This is a genomic window from Mesorhizobium sp. M7A.F.Ca.US.002.01.1.1 (assembly GCF_004022955.1).
GTDB classification, from domain to species: domain Bacteria; phylum Pseudomonadota; class Alphaproteobacteria; order Rhizobiales; family Rhizobiaceae; genus Mesorhizobium; species Mesorhizobium ciceri.
The window spans coordinates 1-4,029 of record NZ_RZQE01000514.1 but is presented as its reverse complement, the minus strand read 5'-3'; the positions used below and the strand labels follow the sequence as shown (position 1 = coordinate 4,029).

Annotated in this window: 1 protein-coding gene; it reads left to right on the top strand. The window is 56.0% G+C overall.

Annotation, left to right across the window (positions count from 1 at the left end; all coding sequences use genetic code 11):
• The first annotated feature begins 1,080 nt into the window (after positions 1-1,080).
• Positions 1,081-3,876, top strand: coding sequence for a glycosyltransferase family 25 protein (locus tag EN932_RS30870; RefSeq protein ID WP_128338039.1), 2,796 nt, complete (start codon positions 1,081-1,083; stop codon positions 3,874-3,876).
• The last annotated feature ends 153 nt before the right edge of the window (positions 3,877-4,029 follow it).

Below are 4,029 nucleotides of genomic sequence, written 5' to 3'. Positions count from 1 at the left end.
ATCTTCTCCTTGGTCGCCGGCGGCCGGGCCGCAGCTTCTCTTGGTCGTACCTTAGATTTCAATCGCTGGTTCAATGGCTGCAGAGCGCGGGCGCCCGGTGAGGCCGGTCGCGCGCATTGCCGCATTGCGGGCAGGTCTAAGAGACGGGTGCGCAAGGCTTGGCAGCCTCTTCGTGCCGCTCGATCGGATGGCGCCCCAGTTGTCTTCGCCCAGGTGAGTGAGGCGTCCAAAGGACACTGAGGAATACCCATCAATCGCTGGGTAATCCGTGCTGTTGGCCAACTGCGGGTAATTCAGGCGTTGTTCTACGCCTAAGCCTGCGTCACGGCCCCATCGACTCGTACACGGTATCACCCCAACCATGGTCACTCCCGTCACGCGTGTCGCCGATTTCTCGACGACGACTTACGAGGGAACCAACTGCTTGCGGGGGGAACATCAGATTTGGGAAAACGCCGGCCTTTAGTTCAAGGCCGTACAACGTCTTCTCTTGCACGTCACCACACACTCGCCACGCCCTCACGCACGAAGTGACTTGCTCCAGACACTCTCCTGGCTTCGCAGACGCAGCCCAACAGGCCCTCTGCCCGGTTCGCGGGAACCCTCTCAACACAAGACATTAGTAAAATCTAAAATTAGCAACTTGTAAATAACCAAGTTAACAATTTATTAATTGTGGACCATGAGTAACTACTTTCGGTCGACATCAAATGGCGCGCATGGGCGGCCGAACGCATCGAGAAATCCGAGGCTTAAGGGTGCCCTCTGGTTCGCGTCGAACCCTCGATGTCGCGGCGGAATTTGCGCCTCAGCGATTGGGTCGACGGGAAATTCTGTTCTTAACCCTCTGGTCCCGAGCGACCGCAAGACCCTTGCTGCGACGGAAAGCGCTGGCTAAACAATGGACGGGTTGAGGCAGCACTTGGCTGTGAAGGGGCAATCGTTCTTTGCAACAAAGGTCATGCAAATGGCCAAGGCGACGGGATGATGCATGAGATATAAAGCCGGACAAAGGCGCAGGAATTCCCTTCAACAATTTCCAGCAGCGTGTAACGAACGCCACTCCGCCAAGGGATTAGCATGAGCACCATCGGCCTGTGCATGATCGTCAAGAACGAGGCAAAGGTCATCTTGCAATGCCTCGCCAGCGCGCTTCCTCTCGTTGACTACGTGCTCGTCATCGACACGGGTTCCGAGGACGGCACGCAGGACCTCATCCGTACCTTCCTGACCCTGCACAATGTCAAAGGCACAGTCATCGACGAGCCTTGGCGGGACTTTGCGTACAACCGTACCTTTGCCCTTGACCGCCTGCGTGAAGTCGAGACGGTCGACTACGCCATGATCATCGACGCCGACGACGTCGTGGTCCAAGACGCTGACTTCGATCCGATCGCGTTCAAGTCGAACATGGAACACGATCTCTACGACGTCGAGGTGTCCCATGGGGGCATTTCGTTTTATCGCCCGCAGATTTGCCGCAACCGGCTTCCCTTCTCCTTCAAGGGCGTGCTGCACGAATATCTCGAGGCCCCTCCCGGCCATCTCACACGCGAGACCGCCAAGGGTTTTCGCGTGGCGACGGGGCGTGGCGGAGCACGCAGTCAAAACCCGCGAAAGTACCAGGACGACGCGGCGGTTCTTGAAAACGCGCTTGCTACGGAGACCGACCCGTTCCTTATTTCGCGATACACCTTCTATCTGGCGCAGAGCTATAGGGATTCCGGAGAACGTGAAAAATCGCTGGCAAACTATCTGAAGCGCGCCGAGCTGGGCTTCTGGGACGAGGAAATCTATGTCAGCCTGCTCGAAGCGGGCAATCTCATGGCAGCGCTGGGACGGCCATTCGACGAGGTTGTTGCAATCTTTGAGCGTGCGACGCAGGCCGTTCCCGCCCGCGCTGAAGCTCTTCACGCCGCGAGCCTCTATTGCCGCACCCAGGGCCGGAACGCGGAGGGAGCGGAATTTGCGCGTCGAGGGCTCGACCTTGCACAACCCCCCGGACTTTTCATACAGCCTTGGGTCTACGATTACGGATTGCTCGACGAGTTTGCCGTCAATGCCTACTGGACAGGCGCTTACCGGGATTCACTCGACGCCTGTCTGAAATTGCTCGCCAGCGAAAAATTGCCGGCGGAAATGGCGAAGCGCGTGGTGGCCAACGCGCGTTTCGCCACTGACAAGCTTCCGGTGCATGAACCGTCGAATCTCGGGGCGTTCGGGACAGAGAGCTTGATCGATCAGCACAAGCTTATCCGGCAGCGTTCGCTGCGGTCGCGCCTGAAGGGTTCACCGCGCATCCTGATTGCAATCCTGGCAAAGCAGAAGGAACCGGCACTGCCGCTTTACCTCGAGTGCATCGAGGCGCTCGACTACCCGAAGGCATCGATCGTCCTATACATCAGGACAAACAACAATACCGACAGGACCGAGCATATACTGCGCGAATGGGTAGAGCGCGTGGGTCACCTCTATGCGGCGGTCGAAATCGACGCCTCGGACGTCGTCGATCGTGTTGAGCAGTTTGGCGAGCACGAATGGAATGAGACGCGCTTCAGGGTGCTTGGCCGAATCCGCAACATAAGTCTGCGGAAAACGTTCGAGCACGGCTGCGATTTCTATTTCGTGGCCGACGTCGACAATTTCGTGCGATCGGCCACGCTGCGAGAACTTGTCTCGCTTGATTTGCCAATCGTCGCTCCTCTGCTTCGCTCTATCTCGCCGGGCCAATATTATTCGAACTTTCATGCCGAGATCGATGCCAACGGGTATTATCTGCAGTGCGATCAGTATGGTTGGGTGCTCAACCGCCACGTGCGCGGCGCCATCGAGGTGCCGCTCGTGCATTGCACATATCTTGTCCGGGCTGACGTGCTGACCGAACTGACATACGAGGACGGCACATCGCGGTACGAGTACGTTGTCTTTGCTGCCAGCGCCAGGAAGGCCGGAATCGTCCAGTATATGGATAACCGACAAGTCTATGGCTACATCACCTTTGGCGATGGCCAATACCATGTGAGTGATGGCATCGAACGGGCTCGAGCGCTGTTGCATGGTGCGGGCGATACCTCCACATTCACTGCCGCCACGCCCTCTGTCTCCGGGACGATGCCAGCCCGGCCTGTCGAGCCGACGGGTTCCCCGAAAATTCACCTGATAAACCTAGACCGCAGCATCGAGCGCTGGAGCAGGTACCAAAGTAACAACTGGCATTTATTGCACAATACCGTTCGCGTATCAGCCGTTGACGGCACTTCTCTCGACAGGGAGGCGCTCATCAAGGAAGGTCTGATTACCAGTGATTGTCCGTATCCCCCGGGCACGTTAGGGTGCGCTCTATCCCATATCAGCTTGTGGAAGCTGTCGGTTTCAGAAAACAAGACAATAACTATTTTCGAAGACGATATTCGGTCATCGTTTCGTTTCACGGAGGAATCCACCAGTATTATATCTCAAGCACGGGCAGATTGGGATATCATACAGTGGGGCTATATATTTGACCCATCCTTTCTCTGGCTTGACCTTGGTTTCTCAAAAGCCAAAATGGAATTCTACGATCGTCAGTATACTAATAGAACTGCCTTGTTCCAGTCCGAGAACTTCTCCAGATTCCTTATCAAGGTAGAGCATTCGTTTGGGCTTCAGGCATACACAATCACACCAAGGGGTGCGCGGATACTTCTGGAAAAGTGTCTGCCGCTCCGCAGCAGACTTATCCCGTTTCCTGGAACTGGCGTCGTCCTTGACGACACGGGCATTGACTGCGCGATGTGTGCGGCATACGGCTCGATGCAAGCTTTTCTTTGCATGCCGCCACTCGTTATTCTAGACGATGAGCAACCTTCAGATCGAGTGGCGACGGATCAGGGGTGAGCCTTGAAGGACTCTACCTCGATCGCTGGCGAACGGTCGTTCTACTCATGGCCTCACGGGTAAGGAAGAATTCCTAACACCTGAATGATTACAGCAAATTTTCGCTTTTCTAGATCAGAAAGAGTTGCAACCTTGTCGCGCCTCTTCGTAAAA

Coding starts and splice junctions, on each gene's coding strand:
- EN932_RS30870 (WP_128338039.1), top strand. CDS start 1,081: ATGAGCACCATCGGCCTGTGCATGATCGTCAAGAACGAGGCAAAGGTC.